Genomic DNA, 20,215 nt, shown 5'->3' with positions numbered 1-20,215 from the left:
GGACTCCCATGCGCCGCATAGAATAGGTCCGACACCCCGAGAGCCCGAGCACCCGCTCGTCGACCCCGAGGAGGCCCGAACATGTTGCTGTTCCTGGGCGCCTTCGCGGCTCTGCCGCTGCTCCTCCCGTGGCTCGTCTCGCGAATCGGCGCCCGTGCCTTCTTCGTCGCCGCCGTCCTCCCGGCCCTGGCGTTCGTCCACGCCCTCCTGCTCGCTCCCGCCGTGTTCGCGGGTGACATTCCGTTCGAGGAATACCGCTGGATCCCCGCCATCGACGTCTCGCTCTCGATGCGGATGGACGTCCTCGGGTGGCTGCTGACCCTCGTCGTGACCGGGGTCGGAGCGCTCGTCATGCTCTACTGCCGCTGGTACTTCCGCGGCAAGACCCAGGGCGTCGGACAGTTCTCGGCGGTTCTGCTGGCCTTCGCCGGCGCGATGTACGGCCTCGTGCTGACCGACGACATCGTCGTGCTCGTCATGCTGTGGGAGGCGACGAGCGTCCTGTCGTACCTGCTCATCGGGTACTACCACGCCCGCGCGGCCAGCCGCCGAGCGGCGCTGCAGGCACTGCTGGTGACCACTCTGGGCGGTCTCGTCATGCTGATCGGCGTCGTGCTGATGGTCGTGCAGGCGGGGACCTCGAGCCTCGAGGCGATCCTCGCCGACCCGCCCACCGGCACGGTGGTCGACATCGCCGTCCTCCTGCTGCTGGTCGGGGCCCTCAGCAAGTCCGCGATCTTCCCCTTCCACTTCTGGCTCCCCGGCGCGATGGCCGCCCCCACGCCGGTCAGCGCGTACCTGCACGCCGCCGCCATGGTCAAGGCGGGCATCTACCTCATCGCCCGCCTCGCGCCGGGCTTCGCCGAGACGCCGTTCTGGCGGCCGACGCTCATCACCCTCGGCGTCTTCACCATGCTGCTGGGCGGGTTCCAGGCGCTGCGCGAGCGCGACCTCAAGCGCATCCTCGCCTTCGGCACCGTCAGTCAGCTGGGCTTCCTCACCGTCATGCTCGGGTACGGCACGCGCGACGCGGCGCTGGCCGGCGTCGCCCTGCTGCTGAGCCACGCCCTCTTCAAGTCGTGCCTGTTCCTGGTCGTCGGCGTGATCGACCGCCAGCTGAACACCCGCGACATCGGCCAGCTCTCGGGGCTGGGCCGTCAGGCGCCCGTCATGGCCACCGCCTCGTTCATCGCCATCGCCTCGATGGCCGGCGTCATCCCGACCCTCGGATTCGTCGCGAAAGAGACCGCGCTGACCGCGCTGCTGCACGAGGCGGAGCAGGGTGCGGCGTGGGGCATCGTGGCGCTCATCGGCATCGTGGTCGGCTCGGCGCTCACGGCGGGGTACGGCATCCGCTTCCTCTGGGGGGCGTATTGGACCAAGCGCGACGTCGACGAGACCGAGTGGCCCGACCCGCCGATCGGATTCCTGTCGGCACCCGTGCTGCTGGCCGGCGGCTCGCTCGTGCTCGGCCTGATCGCCCCCGTCGTCGACGTGTGGTTGACGCCCTACGCCGACGGCCTGCCCGAGGCGACGCCCGGCCTCGAGGCACCCGACTACCCGTACCACTTGGCGCTCTGGCACGGTCTCGAGCCCGCCCTGTTCATCTCGCTCGGCACGCTCGCCCTCGGTGCTGCGGTGTTCTGGGGCGTCCGCAGGACGCAGCTGCACAAGCGTCGTCGTGTGCTGCCCTTCACCGCCAACGACGCGTACAACGGTGCGCTGCGCGGCGTCGACTTCACGTCCGAGTGGGTGACCGCCCGGTTCCAGCGCGGCTCGCTGCCCTTCTACGTCGGCACGATCTTCATCGTCCTGGTCGCGGCCGAGGGTGTCGCCCTGCTGTCGTCGCGGGAGTGGCGTGCGCAGCTCGACGCCTGGCAGTCTCCCGCGCAGCTGATCGCGGCTCCGCTCATGATCGCCGCCGGCATCCTGGCCGTGCGGGCCCGCAAGCGCTACACCGGTGTCGCGCTCGTCTCGGTCACGGGCCTGGGCCTCGTCGTGCTCTTCGCCACCAGCGGGGCTCCCGACCTCGCCCTCACCCAGGTGCTCGTCGAGACGGTGACACTGGTCGTCTTCGCCCTCGTGCTGCGCCGGCTGCCCGCCCGCATGGGCGAGCACAACGAGTCCGTCGCCCCGCTGGCCCGAGCGGTGCTCGGTGCGGGCGTCGGCCTGATCATGGCCCTCGTCGCGATCGTGGCGACCGGAGCCCGTCAAGATCTCCCCATCTCGCTCGAGTGGCCGCCCCTGGCGTACGAGATCGGACACGGCCGCAACGTCGTCAACGTCGCCCTGGTCGATCTGCGCGGGTGGGACACGATGGGCGAGCTGTCGGTGCTCATCCTGGCCGCGACGGGCGTGGCATCCCTCGTCTTCATCACCGACCGCAGCGACAACCTGAACCGGCGCTCGGGCACGGCTCGCAGCGTCGTGGGTCTGGGTCGCCGTCGCCCGCTGGTCGAGACCGACGCGGGCGTGCGCGCCCAGCGGGTCGGCGAGACCGGGGCGCCGCGCGCCTGGCTGGTCTCGGGCGCCAAGGTGCAGCCCGAGAACCGCTCGATCCTGCTCGAGATCGTCATCCGCGTGCTGTTCCACTCGGTGATGATCGTGTCGCTGTACCTGCTGTTCGCGGGCCACAACCTGCCCGGCGGCGGCTTCGCAGGCGGCCTGGTCGCGGGTCTCGGTCTGGTCATGCGCTACATCGCCGGTGGGCGGTGGGAGCTCGGCGCGGCCGCCCCGACCGACGCCGGACGACTTCTCGGCGCGGGCATGGCGATCGCCGTCCTGTGCGCGCTCGTGCCGCTGCTGTTCGGCTTCGCGCCGCTGCAGAGCTTTACGTTCGAGGGTGAGCTGCCGCTCATCGGCCACTGGGAGTTCGTCACCAGCACGGTCTTCGACATCGGCGTCTACCTGGTCGTCATCGGCCTGGTGCTCGACGTGCTGCGCAGCCTGGGCGCCGAGGTCGACCGTCAGTCGCAGCTGCCCGAGGATGCCGAGGTGGTGCAGTCGTGAGCATCTCCCTCGTCCTGGTCATCGTGATGGCCGTGCTCTTCGCGTGCGGCGTGTACGCGATGCTCGAGCGCAGCCTCACCCGCGTGCTGATCGGCTTCCTGCTGCTCGGCAACGCCGCCAACCTGCTGCTGCTCATCGTCATGGGAGCCCCCGGCCGCGCGCCGTTCTACGACGGAGGAGAGACGGATGCCGCGGACATGTCCGACGCGCTCCCGCAGGCTCTGACACTCACCGCGATCGTCATCACGTTCAGCATCTCGGCGTTCCTGCTGGCGCTGATCTACCGCTCCTGGCAGCTCGGTCAGGCTGACACGGTGGTCGACGACGCCGACGACGTGGCGCTGCGCGCGCGCACCCCGCAGATGCCCGACGACGCGATGGACGACGAGGCCCGCTCGGACGACGACGATGTCACGACCGACTTCGTCGGCGACGTCGCCTCGCCCATCCGCGTGCTGCACCAGGGCGACCTGTCGCAGCTCGTCAACGACGCCCCGGTGGACCGGGTGGCGGTGCGCCGCGATGCACCCGAGCGCGACGCTCCGGTGTCCGACGACGACGCGAACGACCCGAAGGACGGTGATCGCTCGTGAGCGCCCTCGTGCCCCTGCTCGTCGGCATCCCGCTCATCGGTGCCGCGATCAACCTGGTGTTCGGCCGCCGCAAGCGCGTGCAGATCATCGTGTCCGTCGCCTCGCTGGTGACGGTGCTCGTGCTCGGCGCGGTGCTGCTGGTCGCCGTCGACACGAACGGGCCGATCGCCGTGGCGATCGCGGGGTGGGACATCCCGCTCGGCATCGTGCTCTACGTCGACGTGCTGGCCGCGCTTCTGGTGGTGGTCACGAGCATCGTGCTGCTGGCGGTCCTGCTGTTCTCGATCGGCCAGGGTGCCGCCGACAACGACGAGGACACCCCGGTCTCGATCTTCTATCCGGCGTACCTCATCCTCGGCGCCGGCATCTTCAACGCCTTCATCGCGGGCGACCTGTTCAACCTCTACGTGGGCTTCGAGATCCTGCTCGTCGCCTCGTACGTGCTGATCACGCTCGGCGGCACCGAGTCGCGCATCCGCACGGGCGTGGTCTACATCGTCGTCTCGCTGGTGTCGTCGATCCTCTTCCTCGCCGCCATCGCGATGGTCTACGGCGCGCTCGGCACCGTCAACATGGTGCAGATCAGCGAGCGCATGGCGCAGCTGCCGCAGGACATCCAGACCGTGCTCCACGTGATGCTGCTGCTCGCATTCGCCATCAAGGCGGCGGTGTTCCCGCTGTCGTTCTGGCTGCCCGACTCGTACCCCACGGCGCCGGCGCCGGTGACCGCGGTGTTCGCGGGCCTGCTGACGAAGGTCGGCGTCTACGCGATCATCCGGACCGAGACGCAGCTGTTCGTCGACAACGACCTGAACTTCATGCTGATGATGGTCGCGCTCGCGACGATGATCGTCGGCATCCTGGGCGCCGTGGCGCAGGCCGAGCTCAAACGCATCCTGTCGTTCACGCTGGTCAGCCACATCGGCTACATGATCTTCGGGCTGGCGATCAACACCCCGCTCGCGATCGGCGCGACGATCTACTACATCGTCCACCACATCATCGTGCAGACGACGCTGTTCCTCGCGGTGGGGCTCATCGAGCGCCGCGCGGGCAGCACCTCGATCCTGAAGGTCAAGGGCCTGATGCGGGCGGCACCCCTGCTCGCCGTGCTCTACTTCATCCCGGCCATCAACCTGGGCGGTCTGCCGCCGTTCTCGGGCTTCATCGGCAAGTACGCGCTGTTCGACGCCGCGGCCCAGGTGGGGACCCCGGTGATGATGGTGCTGATCGTCGGCGGTATCGTGACGTCGATCCTCACGCTGTACGCGCTCATGCGCGCGTGGAACCTGTCGTTCTGGCGCGAAGAGGACGACTCGGCCGAGACGACCGAGCGCATCGCCTACCTCGGCAACGCCCCGGCTGCCGCGATCTCGACCGAGCGGCGCACCACTCCGCGCATCATGACGATGGCGACCGCCGGCATGGTGGTCGTCACCATCGCACTGACCGTGTTCGCCGGCCCCCTGCTCGACGCGTGCCTGCGCGCCGGAGAGCGCATCGCCGACGGCGTCACCCTGGTGCAGCTGCAGGATCAGGCGGGTGAAGAATGAGCCCCACGCGTCGAGCCCAGATCTCGCTCTTCCTGCACCAGCTGCCCCTGCTGATCTGGCTGGTGGCGCTGTGGATGCTGCTCTGGGGGCAGTTCACCTGGCTCGCCGTCATCACGGGCCTGGTCATGGCGGTGTTCGTCACGCGCGTCTTCCGGCTGCCGCCGGTCGAGCTGTCGGGACGCATCAATCTCTGGTACGGCCTGATCTTCGTCGTGACGTTCCTGGGCGCGGTCGTCAAGGGATCGCTGATCGTGGCGTGGCAGGTGCTCGACTTCCGCCGACAGCCGGGGGCTGCGATCATCGCGGTGCCCCTGCGCGTCGACGACGACGTGATCATGGCGCACACGGCGGTCACGGCATCCCTCATCCCGGGATCCCTCATCGTCGACGTCGATCGCGAGAACCGCACGCTGTTCCTCCACACCATCGGGGTGCGCAGCGAAGCGGATGCCGAGCACCAGCGCCGCGTGGTGCTCGGGTGGGAGGCGCGCATCACGCGCGCGGTCGGCTCGAAAGAAGAGCTGCAGGAGCTGCGCGCCCGCATCGCCGACAGCTCCGCCCACCACGCCGTCGAGACCCCGCGCGACGGGAGGACCCTGCTGTGAACGCCCTCGTCGCCGTCATCCTGGTGGTCTTCGCCATCGCCGCCGTCCTGGCTCTGATCCGCCTGGTCATCGGCCCGTCGATCCTGGACCGCGCCGTCGCCGCCGATGTGCTGCTCACCGAGGTGCTCTGCATCCTGGGGGCCGACATGGTCATCAACCATCACACGCGCTCGCTGCCGGCGATGCTCATCATCGCGGCGGTCGGTGTGTTCGGCTCGATCGCGGTCGCCCGCTTCGTCGCGCGCAAGGAGAACCCGAGATGACCCTCGACGCCGTTCTCGACGCCGTCGCGCTGATCCTGGTGCTGATCGGTGCGGTGCTCTGCCTGACCGCGACCATCGGCCTGCTGCGCTGGCGCGATGTCCCCACGCGCCTGCACGCGGCGACCAAACCGCAGGTGCTCGGTGTTCTGGTCGTCGTGATCGCCGTCGCGTTGTCGGCCCGCGCGTGGCCGGTCGTGGCCTTCGGCATCCCGATCGTCCTCATCCAGTTCGCGACCGCCCCGCTCGCCGCTCACATGGTCGGCCGCGCCGCGTACCGCAACCGCACCACCGATGAAGAGGGTCTCTACATCGACGAGCTGCAGCACCGCACCGAGCAGCCGGGTTCGACCGGCGCCGAGACGCGTCCCGAGAGCTGAGCCGAGCTCAGACGTCGGCGTCGCGCGCGTCCTCCTGCGCCTGGGGCGAGGGCGTCCCCTCGGCCGGGTCCGGGGTCTGTCGTCGATGGTTCAGCTCGCGGGCCTCGCGCTCCTGACGGCGTCCCTCGGCGAGGAAGGCCAGGCGGTTCAGGCACTCGTGGTTGCGCAGCACGAGCAGCGGCTTCCACAGCAGGGACGGCAGGATCGCCGCCGCCCCCGAGACGGGTTCTTCGACGATGGTCACCGCGGTGCCGACCGGGTGCGGGCGGGCCTCGATACGCAACACGCCGCGGCCCAGGATGCCGGCCTCGGGCCGCAGCCGCATACGTCGCGGCGGATCCCACTCGACGATCTCGCTCTGGTCGTGGATCATCACGGGCCACACGCCCAGGGAGTGGTGCAGCTGCGCGCCCTCGCGCGGCCAGTCGCCGTCGACGTCGCGCATGCGCGCCGCCCCGACCACCCACACGGGGTAGAGCCACCCGTCGGACAGCACGGCGAAGAGGTCGTCGGGGGTGCAGCGCATCAAGCGGGTGTTGCGGGCGGGCATGGCATCCTCCGGTCGGATGCTTCGACTGTAGAGGGCGGATGCCGTCGCCCCGCGGGGTCTTGACGGACGCGATCGAACGGCGGCACCGCGTCGAGCAGCGCGTGCGACGAGCGCCGGGATGACGGTTGCCGATTGTGAGCGCTCACAATATGCTCCTCTCCGAGGTCCGACGCGGGACCCCCACGTGACGAGGAAGTGACGATGCCCCCTATCCCTGAAAGTGCCGGCGCGCCCGAACGCCGGCCACGCCGCTCCGCGACGAAACGAGGCGTGCTCGCCGCGACCCTCGCCGCCGCCGTGATCGGCGCGGCCGTGATCGCCCCTGTCGGCGCCGCTGTGGCCGCCGCCCCAACGGACGGCCTGCTCGTCGATTACCGCTTCGATCAGACGACCGGATCCTCGGTGTCCAACCTGGCGACCGGCTCCTCGTTCGGCGCCGCGTCGGTCGAGAACGCGAACGACACCCAGTGGGCCGATGGTGGGCTGACCTTCACCGGTGGGGCCAAGGGCTCCGCGGGCAACTGGGTGCGACTGCCTCAGAACCTCCTCGTCGGAGAAGAAGCCGCGACGATCACGACCGAGGTCAAGATCGACCAGAGCATGAAGGACTCCTTCAACTTCCTCTGGAACATCGGCAACGACGGCAACCAGTCCTACTTCTTCACGAGCGTCCGCGATTCCGCCCGTTCCGCGATCACCACCGGATCCGGTGGCGGCGAAGTGAACGCGCGATCCACGATCAACCTCGACGCCGACCGGTGGTACTCCCTGACGACCGTCCTCGACGGGACCACGGACACGCTGTCGTTCTACATCGACGGCGCGCTCGCCGCGACCGCGCAGACCGCCCTCACGCCGGCATCCCTCACCGATCAGAGCCTGAACACGATCGGGCGCTCGCCGTGGCCGGATCCGCTGTTCAAGGGGGCCGTGTCGAGCTTCCGCGTGTACGACCGTGCGCTCAGCGCCACCGAGGTCGCGACGGTCAGCGACACCGACGCGCAGCAGCACGCCGCCGCCCTCGCCGGCTACGCCGAGCGGAGCCTCGCGCAGCTCGACGACCCGATCGCGGTCACGGATTCCGTGACGACCCTGCCCGATGCGGGCGGTGCGGTCACGTGGTCGACCACCGACCCGTCGGCGTCGATCGGCGCCGACGGACGCACCCTGACGCTCGCGCAGCCCGCCGCGGGTGAGCCGAGCCGCGACGTGGCCCTGACCGCGACCGCGGAGGTGCGGGGCGTGAAGGCCACGCGCCGGATCACCGCGCGCGTGCAGCCCGCGGCTGCAGCGACCGATCCCTACGGCTACCTCATGGTCCACTTCATCGAGGACGCGCAGGGGTACGCCGAGAAGATCTACCTCGACGTCTCGCGCGGCAACGACGCCGAGCAGTGGGACCCCCTCAACGGCGGTAAGCCGATCCTGGCATCCGCCCTGGGAACCACGGGCGTTCGCGACCCGTACATCACCCGCAACCCCGAGACCGGCACGTACTACATCATCGCCACCGACCTGCGGGTCTTCGGCGGCGACCGCGGCGCGAACGGCTGCGTCGAGTGGTGCTACTGGTCGAGCCAGGGCAGCACCAAGCTGGTCGTCTGGCAGTCGGACGACCTCGTGACGTGGTCCGCTCCCCGCCAGCTCGACGTGGCACCGCCCGCGCCTCGACTGGGCATGGCCTGGGCACCCGAAGCCACGTGGGTGCCGGACTTCGACGGCAACGGCAACGGCTCCTTCGTCGTGTACTGGTCGTCGAAGGTGTACGACCAGGGTGCCGCGCAGCCCGGATACAGCCGGATCCTGTGGGGATCGACCTCCGACTTCACGCAGGCCTCGTACGCCTACGGCGGCGTGTTCGTCGACGACGGCGGCGAAACCATCGACACCACGCTCATCCAGCACGACGGCAAGACCTACCGCGTCACCAAGGACAACGCCCAGGGCAAGGGCATCTACATGGATGCCACCACCTCGGCGACCTGGTGGAAGAGCGGCACCGCGTGGACCCGCGTGCAGGAGCGCATCGGTGCGTCCTGGGCCGGGGGCAACGCGGGTGGCGTCGAGGGACCGGCCGGGTTCAAGCGCAACGACGCGGACCAGTGGTACCTCTACGTCGACGTCATCCCGACCGTCGGCTACAAGCCGATGACCACGAACGATCTGGATGCCGGGTTCTCGGTGCTGCAGAGCCCCGACTACTACATGCCTCCGCACACCAAGCACGGCGGCATCCTCGACCTCACCCGTGCCGACTACGACCGCGTCCGCGCGGCGGACGCCGTGGCGGCGGTGAAGGCCGACCTGGGTTCGACCGAGATTCGCACCGGCGCCGACGTGCAGTCGTCACTGCCGAAGACGGCCGAGGTCACCACCGCCTACGGTCGCGGTGTCTCGTCGCTGCCGGTGGAGTGGGACACCTCGGGCGTCGACGCGTCGCAGGCGGGTTCGTACGTCGTGACGGGAACGGTGCGCAGCATCGGCGCCAACGACAACGACTGGGTCGGTCGTGACGGCTCGGTCGCGTACAACGCGCCGGACCGCACCCCCCGCTCGACCACCGCGATCATCGTGACCGCGACGGTGGTCGTGACGGGCACCACGCCGTCGCCGACGAGCAGCCCCACGGTGTCGCCGACGAGCAGCCCGACGGCTTCGCCGACGGCCAGCCCGACCGCGACGGCCAGCCAGACGGCGACGGCCAACCCGACCGCGACGTCCACGCCGACCGCGACCGCCACGCCCACCGTCACCGCGGGCCCGACCGCCACGGCGACCACCGCTCCCACGGCGTCTCCCGCGGTCCGTCCGCTCGCGACGCTCTCGGCCTCGACGGTCGAGCGCGGCGGTACCGTTCGCGTGACCATCAGCGGACTGCAGGCCGGAGAGCAGGTGTCCGCCGAGCTGCACAGCGAGCCCGTGCGCATCACCGGCATCCCCGCTGCCGACGCCGCGGGCCGCGTCGACTTCGACGTGCGCGTTCCGGCCGACTTCGCGGCCGGTGCGCACACGGTGATCGTCACGGGCGCGGACGCGACCGTGATCGCACGCCTGCCGTTGACGGTCGTGACCAAGGGCACGCTCGCCGCCACCGGTGCGCAGCCGGCGCTCGGTGCGGGTCTGCTCGGCGCCTTCCTGCTCGTAGGCGGAGGGATCGCCTGGAGCCTGCGCAGCCGTCGCCGCGCGAACTGACGCCACGTGAAACACTCCGCCCGTGGGGCGACCGGACGGTCACCCCACGGGCGGAGTCGTTTCGCGACGAGCCGCGGACTCAGCCGATCAGGCTCGGCTGCAGATCGCGGAGCGTCCGGTGATGCGTCATCCGGGTCACGCCGATCGCCGCGACCAGCACGCCGCCGACCATCCACGCGCCGAGGACCAGCAGGTCGGAACCGACCCGCGAGACGTCGCCGCCGTACATCACCTGGCGCATGGCATCCACCACGTATCCCATCGGGAGCACGTGATGCAGGGCCGCCAGCGGGGCGGGAAGCGTCTGCCACGGGAACGTACCGCCCGCCGTCACCAACTGCAGCACCATGAGCACGAGCCCCAGGAACTGCCCCACCGAGCCGAGCCACACGTTCAGTGCGAGCACGATCGCCGCGTACGTCGCCGAGGCGAACAGCAGGATGCCGAGCGCCGCCCAGGGGTTCGCGAACGAGAACTGCAGCGCGACGGCGAGCACCGTGAACAGCCCCACCATCTGCAGTGCGCCGAGGCCCGCGGGGGTCAGCCACCCCGCGAGCGTCACGCGGACGGGGGAGCGCAGCGCCGTGACCGCACGCTTGGACACCGGCTTGACGATGAGGAACAGCGCGTAGATGCCGATCCACCCGGCCAGCGCGGCGAAGAACGGCGCCAGACCCGCGCCGTAGTTCTGCGCCTTGGTCACCGAGCTCGTGCCCACCGCCACGGGGTCGCTGATCGCGTCGGCCTGCGCCTGACGGGTGGCGTCGTCGGTGTCGGGGATCTGCTCCACACCCGAGGCGAGTCCGTCGCGCAGCTGCGTCGCCCCGCTCTGGAGCTGGCCGATACCGCCGTCGAGCCGGGTCGCGCCGTCGCGCAGCTGCGCCGATCCATCGCGCAGTGCCGAGGCTCCGGATGCCGCGGTCGCGGCACCGTCGGCGAGAGCCGAGGCCCCGTCGGCCGCCGTCGCCGCGCCCGAGGCGACGGTGGCACTGCCGGCGGCGACCTGGCGGGCGCCGTCGTCGAGCTGATTGATCTGGTTCACCGTGTCCTGCACGCGGCCGTTGGCGGCCTCGAGGCGCTGGCCGACCGGGTCCAGACGAGACAGGATCTCGTCGATGCGGGCCTGGTCGAGACCGGCGTTCGCGAGGGCCGCGGCAATGTCGGCCCGCGCCTGGGGAAGCTGCGCGGCGGCGTCGCCGGCGACCGAGCCCACCTGCCGGGCGGCGGCGTCGATGCGGTCGACCCCGCCCGCGACCTGCTGCGCGCCGTCCGCCACGCGCGCGGCGCCGTCGCTCAGCTGCGCCGTTCCGTCCCGCAGCTGGTTCGCGCCGGCCGACAGCTGCGCGTTGCCGTCGGCGAGCTGCGACGCACCGTCGGCGAGGGTCGTGGACCCGCTCGCCAGCTGCGCGGAGCCGTCCTTGGCCGTGCCCAGGCCGTCGACGAGCTGGGTGGCGCCGGTCGTGGCATCCACCAGGCTCACCCGGATCGTGTGCAGGGCGTCGAGCAGGGTCAGACCGGCCTCGTCGACGACCTTCTGCGCGACCGACGCCTGGATGCGCGCGACCGCCTGCGTACCGATCGTCGACGCGAGGTAGTTGTTGGCGTCGTTGGTGCGCAGCTCGATGTCGGCCTGACGCGGGTTCGCGCTCGAGAGCGAGGCCACGGCGTCGGTGAAGTCGGCGGGCAGGGTGACCACGAAGTCGAAGTCGCCCGCCTGCAGGCCGGCGTCGGCCTGTTCGCCCGAGACGCGGTGCCACTCGAAGGTGTCGCTGTCGAGCAGCTGCTCGGCGGCTTCGTCGCCCAGATTGCGCTGCTGGCCGTTGACCTCGGCACCGCGATCGTCGACGACGAGGGCCACGGGAACGCTCGAGAGGTTTCCGTAGGGGTCCTGATTGGCCCACAGGTACAGGCCGCCGTACAGGATGGGCACGGCGACGAGCGCCACGAGCGCGAGCACGGACATGCGGGTGGACGTGAGGCGGCGCAGCTCGGCCGTGATCATCTGGGGGATCTTCATCGCGCGTTCTCCTCGGCGGTGTCGAGGGCGGTGTCGGGAGAGGTGGCGAGGGCCGTGTGCGACGCCTGGCCGGCGACCACGAGCACGGCGTACCCGCGCTCGGCGAACTCGCGCGCGATCCGCCACCACGCGGTGGGCTCGCCGCCGTGACGGTCGGGCGCGACGAGGACGAGCCCCTCGACGTCCGCGCGCAGTGCTGCGAGCTCGAGCAGCAGACGGATGCGCGCGGCGGGAGCGACGTCGCCGATCGCCGTGCCGGCGAGACCGTCGAGTCCCAGACCCTCGAGCCAGCGCGCCGCCGCGAACGGCGACGGGGCGCGACCGGCGAACATCAGCTCTTCGGCGACGACGCCCGTGACCGTGACGTTCGACTCGGGTTCGGACACGATGGGGGCGTCGACCAGGGCGACCCGTCGGCGGATCGCGCCGCGGTCGGCGCGCCCGTCGATGGTGACCGACCCGCCGTCGACCTTCATGCGGCCCGAGGCCACGAGGCCGAGCACCGTGGGGCGCTGTTCGGTCTCGGCGACCACCAGGGTCGCCGTCCCCGTCTCGTACGCGGTCGAGGTCTCGGGCAGCGCCCGGCCCTTGCTGACGTCGTGCAGGACGATTCTCATCGCGCCTCCAGATCGGGGTGCTCGGCGAGCAGGGCACGGGCTTCGGTCCACGACAGGCCGGCCATGCCGAGCACGGCGCAGACGGCGATGGAGCGGGCGGTGGAGGATTCGGCATCCACCCGGGACACGACCATGCGACCGGTCTCTTCGAGCAGGCGCGACAGCGTCGGAGCGGGAAGGTCGGTGCGCAGCTGCCCCTCTTCTTGGCCGCGGCGGACGATCGCGTCGATCCGACGGCGGAGCGGGGCGAGGGCGGCCGAGGTCTCGGGCAGGTGCGCGTCGTCGAGTGCGAGGGCGGCGGCGGCCTGGACGTGCGCGGCTTCGGCCCACAGCTCGGATGCCAGGCGAGCCAGCGCCACGCGGGAATCGGCGTCGTCGACGTCGTCGGCGATCGCGTTGAAGCGGGCGGCGCCGGCCGCGATGACCTCGCGGACGATCGCGTTGCGGTCGTCGAAGTGCCCGTAGAGGGCGCGGCGCGAGAGACCTGCGCGGCGGGCGATCGTGTCGATCGAGGCGCGGGGGTCGTGACCGATGGCGGCGGTGGCCGCGTCGAGGATGCCGGCGCGGTTCTCGACGGCGTCGCGGCGGCGGGCGGGTGTACTCACGATCGACCAGTGTACGCCGAAAGTGCACGCATGTGTGCAACTTAATCGGAGGGGGTCGGCGGGGGAGACCGGGCGCGGGACCGGACGCGAGAGAGCCCGCGTCGCCGGGGCGTCGCGGGCTCTCGTCGGGGAAGCCGGGGTCAGTCGGTGCCGGAGTCGAAGGCGGCGCCCTCGCCCGCGGCATCCGTTGCCTCGGCGAGGCGCTCGCCGTCGGCGCTCAGGGGAGCGGCGGGCTCGATGATCTCTTGCGCTCCGCCGACGGCCACGTCGCCGACGAGCTCGCCCGTCGGACCACCGATCAGGCCGAGACCGGCGTACTGCTCGAGGCGCGCGCGCGAGTCGGCGATGTCGAGGTTGCGCATGGTCAGCTGACCGATGCGGTCGACCGGGCCGAACGCGGCGTCGCCGACGCGCTCCATCGACAGCTTCTCGGGCGAGTACGACATGCCGGATGCCACGGTGTCGAGGATCGTGTAGTCCTCGCCGCGGCGCAGGCGCACGGTGACAGAGCCCGTGATCGTCGAACCGACCCACTTCTGGATCGACTCGCGCAGCATGAGCGACTGCGGCTCGAGCCAACGGCCCTCGTACATGAGCCGACCGAGGCGACGACCCTGCTCGTGATACGTCGCGAGGGTGTCCTCGTTCAGGATGCTGTTGACCAGGCGCTCGTAGGTGAGGAACAGCAGCGCCATGCCGGGGGCCTCGTAGACGCCGCGCGACTTGGCCTCGATGATGCGGTTCTCGATCTGGTCGCTCATGCCGAGGCCGTGGCGTCCACCGATCGTGTTCGCCTCGCGCACCAGGGCGACCGGGTCGTCGAAGCGCGTGCCGTTGATCGCGACCGGTCGGCCGGCCTCGAACTCGACGGTGACGTCCTCGGTCTCGATCTCGACCGCCGGGTCCCAGAAGCGCACGCCCATGATGGGCTCGACGATCTCGAGCGACACGTCGAGGTGCTCGAGGGTCTTGGCCTCGTGCGTGGCGCCCCAGATGTTGGCATCCGTCGAATAGGCCTTCTCGGCGCTGTCGCGGTAGGGGAAGTCGTGCGCGACGAGCCACTCGCTCATCTCTTTGCGCCCGCCCAGCTCGGTGACGAAGTCGGCGTCGAGCCAGGGCTTGTAGATGCGCAGGGCGGGGTTGGCGAGCAGGCCGTAGCGGTAGAACCGCTCGATGTCGTTGCCCTTATAGGTGGAGCCGTCGCCCCAGATGTCGACGCCGTCTTCTTTCATGGCGCGCACCAGGAGGGTGCCGGTGACCGCGCGGCCCAGGGGCGTGGTGTTGAAGTACGTGCGACCACCCGAGCGGATGTGGAAGGCACCGCAGGCGAGGGCGACGAAGCCCTCTTCGACCAGCGCGGTCTTGCAGTCGACCAGGCGCGAGATCTCGGCGCCGTACTGCGTGGCACGGCCGGGGATCGAGGCGATGTCGTCTTCGTCGTACTGACCGAGGTCGCCCGTGTAGGTGCAGGGCACCGCGCCCTTGTCGCGCATCCACGCGACGGCCACGGAGGTGTCGAGACCACCCGAGAAGGCGATGCCGACGCGCTCGCCGACGGGAAGGGACTGCAGGACCTTGGACATGCCCTCGATTCTAGAGCGGAGGGATGCCGACACCCGACCCGAGGACACGGTCGGCGTCCCCGCGAGCCCGGGGGAGGAGGGTCAGCCGACCGTCACTCCCGTGATCGTCACGGGGGTCGCGGGGGCGCCGTCCGCCGTCCCGCCCGCGGTGCCGGCGGCGGCGATGGACTGCACGACCGCGAGGCCCTCGGGCGACATCTGCCCGAACACCGTGTACTTGGGCGGCAGCGGGGTGTCCTCGTACACGAGGAAGAACTGCGATCCGTTGGTGTCGGGACCGGCGTTGGCCATCGCGACCGTGCCGGCCGGGTACGTCTCGCCGCCGTCGAGCTCATCGGCGAACCGGTAGCCCGGGCCGCCGCGTCCGGTGCCGGTGGGGTCGCCGCACTGCAGGACGAAGATGCCCTGCGTGGTGAGGCGGTGGCACTCGGTGTTGCTGAAGTACTGCTGCTGGGCGAGCGAGACGAAGCTCTCGACCGTGCACGGGGTGCGCTCGCCGGTGAGGGTGAGGGGGATCTCTCCGGCCGAGGTCTGCAGGACGGCCTGCACCTGACCGCTCGGGCGCTCGGTGTCCGCGGCGGGCGGGGTCACGTCGACCGCGGGCTGGCCCGACGCCTCGAACGAGCAGTCGCCGGACGCGGCCGCCGTCGCCGTGGGGCTGGAGGACGGGGCGGTCCCGGTCGCGGTGGTTCCCGCGCAGCCGGCGAGCAGGAGCAGGGCGGAGGCGGCCACTGCCGCCGAGATCAGTCGCGTACGCACGCTCACCAGGGTAGGGGCAGGTCCGCTCAGGCGGGCAGGGTTCGCGGCATCCGGATGCCGCGTGCCCGTCCGATCGCGACGATGCCGAACGCCAGGGCGACGATCCCGATGGCGATCACGACGATGTAGACGACCACGCTCGACCAGCCGCCGGTGTTCGGGTCGAGGAACGGGTAGGGGTACCAGTACGGGGCCCCCGTGGTGGGGTTGGTGATGAGGGGCGCGCGCAGCAGCGTGTAGACGATCCACGCGATGGGGAAGACCGCCGCGCCGAGCGCCGCGGCCCACGGCAGGCGGCGCCGACCCGCACCGAACAGCACGTCCAGCAGCAGGAACAGCGGGCCCCAGACGTGCAGGATCTCGTTCGACCAGCCGACCGTCTCGGGCTGCAGCGGCAGCCCCCGCAACAGCAGGTTGTAGACCACGCCGGTGACGATCATGTAGGTCGACACGTACGCCAGTGCGGCCGCGAGGGCGGGCGGATCGACCTCGGCGGGGTCGCGGAGGGATCGCCGTCGGCGGAGGTGCCGCATCGCCAGCAGCAGCAGTACGACCGCCGCCGAGACGTTGGAGAGGATCGTGAAGAAGCTGAAGAAGTTGGCCACCGTAGTCGCCACGTCGCGACCCGCCGCGGCGGCGCCCGATGCCGACGAGACGAACTGCGCCACGACGGCCACCACGATCGCCCCCGCCGCCACCGCGCGGGCGACGTTCCAGCCCAGGGCCCAGCCCGTCGTTCTCGTCATCGCTCCAGGGTAGTGAGCCGCGGCGCGCGCGGGCAGGCCGCGGGACGTGTCCGACCCGCTCGATAGGATGGGGTGTACCGCCGGAATCAGACGCGAGGAGCGCACATGCCCGGAATCGTGATCGTCGGCGTCCAGTGGGGCGACGAAGGCAAGGGCAAGGCCACCGACCTGCTCGGTGAGCGCACCGACTGGGTGGTGAAGTTCAACGGCGGCAACAACGCCGGTCACACCGTCGTCATCGGCGACGAGAAGTACGCGCTGCACCTGCTGCCCAGCGGCATCCTGTCCCCGGGTGTGACGCCCGTGATCGGCAACGGCGTCGTCGTCGACCTCGAGGTGCTGTTCAACGAGCTCGAGGCGCTCAACGCGCGCGGCCTCGACACCAGCCGCCTGAAGATCAGCGCCAACGCGCACATCATCACGCAGTACCACCGCACGCTCGACAAGGTCACCGAGCGCTTCCTGGGCAAGCGCATGATCGGCACCACCGGTCGCGGCATCGGCCCGGCGTACGCCGACAAGATCAACCGCGTCGGCATCCGCGTGCAGGACCTGTTCGACGAGAACATCCTGCGCCAGAAGGTCGAGGGCGCCCTCGACCAGAAGAACCACCTGCTGGTCAAGATCTTCAACCGTCGCTCCATCACGGCCGACGAGATCGTCGACGACCTGCTGGCGTACGCCGAGCGCGTGCGCCCCATGGTCGCCGACACCTCGCTGCTGCTCAACGACGCGCTCGAGGCCGGCGACGTCGTCGTGTTCGAGGGAGGCCAGGCCACCATGCTCGACGTCGACCACGGCACCTACCCGTTCGTGACGTCGTCGTCGGCGACGGCCGGCGGCGCCGCGACCGGCTCGGGGGTCGGACCCAACCGTCTCGACCGCATCGTCGGCATCGTCAAGGCGTACACGACGCGCGTGGGCTCGGGTCCGTTCCCGACCGAGCTGTTCGACGAGAGCGGCGAGTGGCTGCGCTCGCGCGGCTTCGAGTTCGGCACCACCACCGGCCGCCCCCGCCGCGTCGGCTGGTACGACGCGCCCATCACCCGCTACGCCACGCGCATCAACGGCATCACCGACCTCGTGCTCACCAAGCTCGACATCCTCGGCGGTCTCGAGCAGATCCCGGTCTGCGTCGCGTACGACGTCGACGGCGAGCGGTACGACGACCTGCCGGTCAACCAGACCGACTTCCACCACGCCAAGCCGATCCTCGAGTACTACCCCGGCTGGAGCGAGGACATCTCGACCGCCCGCACCTTCGACGACCTGCCGCAGACCGCGCAGGACTACGTGCTCGCGCTCGAGAAGATGAGCGGCACCCGCATCTCGGTCATCGGCGTGGGCCCCGCCCGCGACCAGGTGATCGTGCGCCACGACCTCATCGACTGATGCGCTTCTGGGTCGGCGCCTACGCCCCCGACAACGGGGCGGCCGAGGGCATCGGCATCCTGCAGGCCGGCGAAGCCGAGGCCCCCGGGGCCGGCGGTCCGCTGGGCATGGTCGGCACCGCGGTGGCGGCGCCGGGCTCGCCCTCGTGGATCGCCGCCCACCCCGTGCACGACCTGCTGTACGCGGCCCTCGAGTTCGACGGCACCGTGCAGGCGTATCGCCGCACCGCCGACACCCGCCTGACGCGCGTCGGAGCCCCCGTCCCCGTCGGGGACGCGGTGTGCCACATCGCCGTCTCGCCCGACGCGTCGTCCCTGATCGCCAGCTGCTGGGGCGACGGGCGGGTGGTGCGCGTCGACCTGGATGCCGCGGGCCGCCCCTCGAACCCCGTCGCCGCCGCAGAAGCCGCCGATCCCCACGGCTCCCCGTCCGACGAGGGCGCCGTGTCGACGGGGGCGCGCGTGTCGGGCGCGGTCGTCCCGGATCTGGCCGCTGCGGCCCGCGCCCTGCGCGACGCTGCGGGAGACGAGTTCTCGCACCTCATCCCGGCCTACGACGATGTGCCCGAGACCGACGCCGAGAGCGAAGAGGCCATGGCCGGGGCTCGGGTCTCACGCGCCCACCAGGCGATCTTCCTGCCTCGCGGTCTCGTGGCGACCACCGACATGGGTCTCGACCTCGTCCGCATCTGGCGGCACTCCTCGCAGGGCCTGAGCCCGGTGCAGGACGTCGTACTGCCGAAGGGCAGCGGGCCGCGGCACGGGGTCTGGCATCCCTCGGGTCACCTGTACGTCGTCACCGAGCTGAGTCGCGAGGTGTTCGTGCTCGCTCCCGACCGCGAGGGGCGCTGGCACGTGCGGTCGGGCGAGCCCCTGCTCGGCACGCTCGACACCGACACCGCGGCCGAGCTGTGCACGAGCCGCGACGGCAGCACGCTGTACGCGGGCGTGCGCGGCAGCGACACCGTGGGTGTGCTGTCGGTGCGCGGCGCGGGCGAACAGTTGCAACTGCTCGCCTTGGCCGAGACCGGCACGCACTGGCCGCGTCACCACGTCGTCGTCGACGACACGCTCCTGGTCGCGGGGCAGCTGGCCCACGAGATCGTCTCGCTGCCGCTGGACGCCCGCACCGGGGTTCCCGGACGCGTACGTCACCGCACGGCGTCGCCGTCGCCGACGCGTCTGCTGCCCACGCGCTGACGCGAGGAGCTACTTCTTGGCATCCTGTCGGGGGATGACGATCTGCTTGATGATCAGCAGGACCGATGCCGTCACCGGGATTGCGACGAGCGCCCCCAGCAGCCCCAGCAGGGTGCCGCCGACGAGCGCTCCGATGACGACGAGCGCTCCCGGGATCGAGATCGTGCGGTTCATCACGCGCGGCGTCAGGATGTATGCCTCGATCTGCATGTAGACGAGGTAGACGATCGCGAAGATGAGTCCCGCGGTCGGGTTCACGATCAGGGTGAACACCGTCGCGGTCGCCCAGAACAGCACCGAACCCACCAGGGGGATCAGGGTGATGCCGAAGGCGAGGGCCGCGAGCAGGGCGGCGAACGGCTGCTGCAGGATCGTCAGGACGATGAACGCGAACACCGCGTTGCACAGCGCCAGCACCACCATGCCGGCGAGGTAGCCACCCACGGACTCGGTGATCTGGCCGGTCATGTCGGCGACCGTCTCGCGGCTGCGAGCGGGGGTCAGGCGCACGAGGCTGTTCTTCATGCGGGGAAGGGATGCCAAGAAGTACAGGCTCAGCACCAGCACGATGATCGCGCCCGAGATGAACTCGCCGATCCCGATACCCACCTGCAGCAGACCGCCGCCGATCGCGGCGATGTTCGCGGGGTTGGTGACGAAGCCCTGGACCTCTTGCAGGACGTCGCCCAGGCTGTCGCCGAAGTTCTGCTCCACCCAGCGCACCGCGTCGCTGTCGATGAGGTCGTTGACGAACGAGGGGATGTCGCCGATGAACTGCTCGACCTGCCGCACGACGGGCGGGATGAGCAGCCACAGAGCGCCGGCGAGGATGAGGGCGAGACCGCCGAAGACGATCACGATCGACCACGCGCGCGACAGTCCGCGGCGCACGAGGAACCGCATGATCGGGTCCAGGGCGAGGGCGACGAACAGCGCGATCGCGATGTAGATGAGGACCGTCGACAGCTTGCCCAACGCGAGGGCCAGCAGGAACGCCGTCAACCCGCCGAGCGTCAGGAAGAAGCCCGCCGCGTACGGACGCGCGAGCGCCGACCAGACCGGCTTGTCGCGGGTGGTGGCGGCCCCGGCGTCGGCACCGGCTGCGGTGGGGTCGGGGCGCGTCGATCGGCTCATGGTCACACTGTAGGACTCCCT

At 70.7% G+C, this 20,215-nt stretch carries 17 protein-coding genes; 9 read left to right on the top strand and 8 right to left on the bottom strand.

The genetic code is table 11. The features are described from left to right. Window positions 1-81 precede the first annotated feature (81 nt). Genes DC432_RS03745 through mnhG form a run of 6 tightly spaced genes read left to right on the top strand, consistent with a single transcriptional unit; the run spans window position 82 to window position 6,400 of the window. On the top strand, window positions 82-3,009 hold the full coding sequence (locus DC432_RS03745) for a Na+/H+ antiporter subunit A (protein ID WP_116536742.1): 2,928 nt from the start codon (window positions 82-84) through the stop codon (window positions 3,007-3,009). After that, the gene (locus DC432_RS03740) at window positions 3,006-3,602 is read left to right on the top strand and encodes a Na(+)/H(+) antiporter subunit C (protein WP_108317433.1); all 597 of its coding nucleotides are present in this window, start codon (window positions 3,006-3,008) and stop codon (window positions 3,600-3,602) included. Before DC432_RS03745 ends, DC432_RS03740 begins: the two co-directional genes overlap by 4 nt. Beyond that, entirely contained in the window at window positions 3,599-5,155 is a 1,557-nt protein-coding gene (locus tag DC432_RS03735) for a Na+/H+ antiporter subunit D (protein ID WP_116536741.1), read from the top strand. Before DC432_RS03740 ends, DC432_RS03735 begins: the two co-directional genes overlap by 4 nt. After that, complete coding sequence (locus DC432_RS03730) at window positions 5,152-5,760, top strand: Na+/H+ antiporter subunit E (RefSeq protein WP_108317435.1); 609 nt, start codon at window positions 5,152-5,154, stop codon at window positions 5,758-5,760. The genes DC432_RS03735 and DC432_RS03730 overlap by 4 nt, the downstream gene beginning before the upstream one ends. Then, on the top strand, window positions 5,757-6,023 hold the full coding sequence (locus DC432_RS03725) for a monovalent cation/H+ antiporter complex subunit F (RefSeq protein WP_116536740.1): 267 nt from the start codon (window positions 5,757-5,759) through the stop codon (window positions 6,021-6,023). Before DC432_RS03730 ends, DC432_RS03725 begins: the two co-directional genes overlap by 4 nt. Further along, window positions 6,020-6,400 carry a monovalent cation/H(+) antiporter subunit G gene (gene mnhG / locus DC432_RS03720; protein ID WP_116536739.1) on the top strand — a complete coding sequence of 127 codons (381 nt, stop codon included), beginning with the start codon at window positions 6,020-6,022 and terminating at the stop codon, window positions 6,398-6,400. The genes DC432_RS03725 and mnhG overlap by 4 nt, the downstream gene beginning before the upstream one ends. 7 nt (window positions 6,401-6,407) lie before the next feature. On the opposite strand, the gene DC432_RS03715 is transcribed toward mnhG, so the two are convergent. Next, window positions 6,408-6,950: an SRPBCC family protein gene (locus DC432_RS03715; protein ID WP_116536738.1), complete on the bottom strand. Its 543-nt coding sequence runs from the start codon at window positions 6,948-6,950 to the stop codon at window positions 6,408-6,410. A gap of 270 nt (window positions 6,951-7,220) precedes the next feature. On the opposite strand from DC432_RS03715, the gene DC432_RS16330 reads away from it, so the two are divergent. Further along, window positions 7,221-10,142, top strand: coding sequence for a LamG-like jellyroll fold domain-containing protein (locus tag DC432_RS16330; RefSeq protein WP_165801171.1), 2,922 nt, complete (start codon window positions 7,221-7,223; stop codon window positions 10,140-10,142). A 79-nt stretch (window positions 10,143-10,221) separates the two neighbouring features. Here DC432_RS16330 and DC432_RS03695 read toward each other — a convergent pair whose 3' ends face one another. The 6 genes from DC432_RS03695 to DC432_RS03670 form a co-directional block, all read right to left on the bottom strand. Next, window positions 10,222-12,159 (bottom strand): YhgE/Pip family protein, encoded by a 1,938-nt coding sequence (locus DC432_RS03695; protein WP_116536737.1) that lies wholly within the window; start codon window positions 12,157-12,159, stop codon window positions 10,222-10,224. Next, window positions 12,156-12,776: a hypothetical protein gene (locus DC432_RS03690; RefSeq protein WP_108317440.1), complete on the bottom strand. Its 621-nt coding sequence runs from the start codon at window positions 12,774-12,776 to the stop codon at window positions 12,156-12,158. Before DC432_RS03690 ends, DC432_RS03695 begins: the two co-directional genes overlap by 4 nt. Continuing rightward, the gene (locus tag DC432_RS03685; RefSeq protein ID WP_108317441.1) at window positions 12,773-13,381 is read right to left on the bottom strand and encodes a TetR/AcrR family transcriptional regulator; all 609 of its coding nucleotides are present in this window, start codon (window positions 13,379-13,381) and stop codon (window positions 12,773-12,775) included. The genes DC432_RS03690 and DC432_RS03685 overlap by 4 nt, the downstream gene beginning before the upstream one ends. 140 nt (window positions 13,382-13,521) lie before the next feature. Beyond that, the gene (gene argG, locus DC432_RS03680) at window positions 13,522-14,964 is read right to left on the bottom strand and encodes an argininosuccinate synthase (protein WP_116536736.1); all 1,443 of its coding nucleotides are present in this window, start codon (window positions 14,962-14,964) and stop codon (window positions 13,522-13,524) included. An 81-nt stretch (window positions 14,965-15,045) separates the two neighbouring features. Further along, window positions 15,046-15,723 (bottom strand): peptidylprolyl isomerase, encoded by a 678-nt coding sequence (locus DC432_RS16835; protein WP_270353021.1) that lies wholly within the window; start codon window positions 15,721-15,723, stop codon window positions 15,046-15,048. 26 nt (window positions 15,724-15,749) lie between these two features. Continuing rightward, entirely contained in the window at window positions 15,750-16,469 is a 720-nt protein-coding gene (locus tag DC432_RS03670; RefSeq protein ID WP_165801170.1) for a Pr6Pr family membrane protein, read from the bottom strand. Window positions 16,470-16,574: 105 nt separating this feature from the next. Between DC432_RS03670 and DC432_RS03665 the strand changes: the two genes are divergently transcribed. Together DC432_RS03665 and DC432_RS03660 are read left to right on the top strand one after the other, a co-directional pair. Beyond that, the gene (locus tag DC432_RS03665) at window positions 16,575-17,861 is read left to right on the top strand and encodes an adenylosuccinate synthase (protein ID WP_108317444.1); all 1,287 of its coding nucleotides are present in this window, start codon (window positions 16,575-16,577) and stop codon (window positions 17,859-17,861) included. Beyond that, window positions 17,861-19,060 carry a lactonase family protein gene (locus tag DC432_RS03660; protein ID WP_116536734.1) on the top strand — a complete coding sequence of 400 codons (1,200 nt, stop codon included), beginning with the start codon at window positions 17,861-17,863 and terminating at the stop codon, window positions 19,058-19,060. Before DC432_RS03665 ends, DC432_RS03660 begins: the two co-directional genes overlap by 1 nt. 9 nt (window positions 19,061-19,069) lie before the next feature. On the opposite strand, the gene DC432_RS03655 is transcribed toward DC432_RS03660, so the two are convergent. Continuing rightward, the gene (locus DC432_RS03655) at window positions 19,070-20,194 is read right to left on the bottom strand and encodes an AI-2E family transporter (RefSeq protein WP_116536733.1); all 1,125 of its coding nucleotides are present in this window, start codon (window positions 20,192-20,194) and stop codon (window positions 19,070-19,072) included. Window positions 20,195-20,215: the final 21 nt, after the last annotated feature.

The sequence above is a fragment of the Microbacterium testaceum genome (assembly GCF_003075375.1).
GTDB classification, from domain to species: domain Bacteria; phylum Actinomycetota; class Actinomycetes; order Actinomycetales; family Microbacteriaceae; genus Microbacterium; species Microbacterium testaceum_E.
This window is presented reverse-complemented; position numbering and strand designations above follow the sequence as displayed.

Excerpts from the sequence above, each read along its gene's own strand:
- DC432_RS03745 (WP_116536742.1), top strand. The coding sequence starts at position 82 with ATGTTGCTGTTCCTGGGCGCCTTCGCGGCTCTGCCGCTGCTCCTCCCG.
- DC432_RS03730 (WP_108317435.1), top strand. The coding sequence starts at position 5,152 with ATGAGCCCCACGCGTCGAGCCCAGATCTCGCTCTTCCTGCACCAGCTG.
- mnhG (WP_116536739.1), top strand. The coding sequence starts at position 6,020 with ATGACCCTCGACGCCGTTCTCGACGCCGTCGCGCTGATCCTGGTGCTG.
- DC432_RS03715 (WP_116536738.1), bottom strand. The coding sequence starts at position 6,950 with ATGCCCGCCCGCAACACCCGCTTGATGCGCTGCACCCCCGACGACCTC.
- DC432_RS03695 (WP_116536737.1), bottom strand. The coding sequence starts at position 12,159 with ATGAAGATCCCCCAGATGATCACGGCCGAGCTGCGCCGCCTCACGTCC.
- DC432_RS03690 (WP_108317440.1), bottom strand. The coding sequence starts at position 12,776 with ATGAGAATCGTCCTGCACGACGTCAGCAAGGGCCGGGCGCTGCCCGAG.
- argG (WP_116536736.1), bottom strand. The coding sequence starts at position 14,964 with ATGTCCAAGGTCCTGCAGTCCCTTCCCGTCGGCGAGCGCGTCGGCATC.
- DC432_RS03670 (WP_165801170.1), bottom strand. The coding sequence starts at position 16,469 with ATGACGAGAACGACGGGCTGGGCCCTGGGCTGGAACGTCGCCCGCGCG.
- DC432_RS03665 (WP_108317444.1), top strand. The coding sequence starts at position 16,575 with ATGCCCGGAATCGTGATCGTCGGCGTCCAGTGGGGCGACGAAGGCAAG.
- DC432_RS03660 (WP_116536734.1), top strand. The coding sequence starts at position 17,861 with ATGCGCTTCTGGGTCGGCGCCTACGCCCCCGACAACGGGGCGGCCGAG.
- DC432_RS03655 (WP_116536733.1), bottom strand. The coding sequence starts at position 20,194 with ATGAGCCGATCGACGCGCCCCGACCCCACCGCAGCCGGTGCCGACGCC.